The sequence below is a fragment of the Neisseria sp. P0021.S006 genome (genome assembly GCF_051956895.1).
The window spans coordinates 1-1874 of record NZ_JBQCWZ010000219.1 but is presented as its reverse complement, the minus strand read 5'-3'; the positions used below and the strand labels follow the sequence as shown (position 1 = coordinate 1874).

4 protein-coding genes are annotated in these 1874 nt (G+C 47.5%); all 4 read left to right on the top strand.

From position 1 onward, the window contains the following. Window positions 1–54 precede the first annotated feature (54 nt). A complete protein-coding gene (locus tag ACTHUM_RS12740; RefSeq protein WP_440403027.1) occupies window positions 55–555 on the top strand; it encodes an OsmC family protein in 501 nt (166 codons plus the stop codon). Between the two features lie 92 nt (window positions 556–647). Then, window positions 648–983, top strand: a complete 336-nt coding sequence (locus tag ACTHUM_RS12735) for a thioredoxin family protein (RefSeq protein ID WP_007241657.1) — start codon at window positions 648–650, stop codon at window positions 981–983. A gap of 267 nt (window positions 984–1250) precedes the next feature. Then, window positions 1251–1562 (top strand): ArsR/SmtB family transcription factor, encoded by a 312-nt coding sequence (locus tag ACTHUM_RS12730; RefSeq protein WP_070512429.1) that lies wholly within the window; start codon window positions 1251–1253, stop codon window positions 1560–1562. A gap of 74 nt (window positions 1563–1636) precedes the next feature. Continuing rightward, window positions 1637–1874, top strand: a 238-nt coding sequence (locus tag ACTHUM_RS12725; RefSeq protein WP_440403026.1) for an oxidoreductase, incomplete at its 3' end; no start/stop codon positions are given.

The window sequence follows — 1874 nt, the reverse complement described above, 5'->3', positions numbered from 1 at the left end:
GCGTGTAAGTGTAGCGAAAAACCATCTGCAATTCATCATATGAAAGGACAAAACATGATTAACGGGTTAGATATCGAACGTTTCCGAACTACCATGGCAGCGGTTGAAAACGACCATACAAAAGGCAAGGCAACATTACGCGCCGATTCGCGCTGGGTATCCGGCACGAAGAACGAAATCTCCGTGCGCCGCTTCCCTGCCTTTACCACAGACGAACCGAAAAACATGGGCGGTGAAAACGCCGCCCCAAATCCGATGGAATACCTGATCGGCGCTGCGGCAGGCTGCTGCTCCATAGGTTTCGAGTTGCAAGCAGCACAGGCAGGCGTGAAACTGGAACAGTTTGAAATATCCGCAAGCGGCGGTATCGACATGGCCAAACTGTTTGGCATGGAAGATGGCTACGGCGGACTGGATAATCTGGTGCTAACCGTAAAAGTAAAAGCCGACGCCGACCTTCCTACCCTGCAAAATTTCGCCGACCGCTCAGCCGCCACCTCCCCAGTGTTGAACAGCCTGAAAGCGCGGGCAAAAGTGGTTGTGGAAAAAATCTAGACGACTCAAACCGTTTTCTTGTTTTCATTTCGTTGAAAGCCCCTTTTCTAGACAACTTGAAACGTGCTTAATCGCTCAAAGGAGTACATGACATGCAACAACTGCACACTCTGAAAGACATCGAACAGGCCATCGCCACACACCCTTTAGTATCACTGTACATCAAAGCCCCAATCTGCGGTGTTTGTACGGTCGTGGCCGCCCAGCTTGACTCAGCTTTGGCGGTGGAAGGAAATGTGTATGCCGTAAAAGCCGATATTGCTGAAATACCCGAAATGGCCGGGCGTTTCCACGTGCTGACCGCACCTGCATGGCTGCTGTTTTATCAAGGCAAGGAAGTAGAACGGATGGCCCGCTTCATCCCTCAGGCACAGATGAAGCAGACATTGGCAAAATGGACAAAAATAGCAGAAAGCGGACATCAGTAACCGGTCTATCAATGTTTCAGACGGCTGCGGTCTTGATAATGATGCAAGTGGTCAAGTTTTTAAGATGATTTGCAAAACACTTAAAAATTTGACCGCTCTTTATTACGAAAAAGGTCGTCTGAAACGGCTTGCAGACTGAGATAATGATTGATGAAACGCTGTGATTTGTACACTAAAACCATCTTCTAAAAATTCCCTTTGACATTCTCCATCTTTCCTAATAAGATGCGTTCAAGTTTTTAAACATATAAACTCAAGAAGCCGAATATGCCACAACAAACGATGAATTTAATGCGCGAGTGCATTCCCATTTTTACCGTGTTGAGTGATGAAAACCGCCATCAAATCCTGCGCGTGCTGTGGGAACACGGCAGGATGAATGTGAATGAGCTGACCGAGCATCTGCATCTGTCGCGCCCTGCGGTGTCGCACCATTTAAAAATCATGCTGCAAGCCGGAGCGGTGGCAGTGGAACAGGTCGGCAAAGAGCGGTTTTACAGTATTGCCATGGCGGATGCGGTGGCGAGGTTGAAACAGCTTGCAGATTTGATGGCACAAAATTGCCCACTTTCAAAATAGGGTTATCCATTAACCCTTTATTTTTACCCAAATGCGTTTACATTTTTAAACTTATCAACTTAAAGGAAAGAATTATGTTATTCACGCCATTCACTTTTCAAAACGGCAAAACCGCTAAAAACCGTATCTTCAAATCCGCCATGGAAGAGCAACTTGCCCAAAACGACCAGCCGTCTGAAAAACTTGTCCGCCTCTACGGCACTTGGGCAAAAGGCGGTGCGGGCGTTTTAGTTACGGGCAATGTGATGGTCGCCGAAAGCGGCAAAGGTTCAATAAACGATGTGGTGATTTCAGACAGCCGCAGCCTTGAGA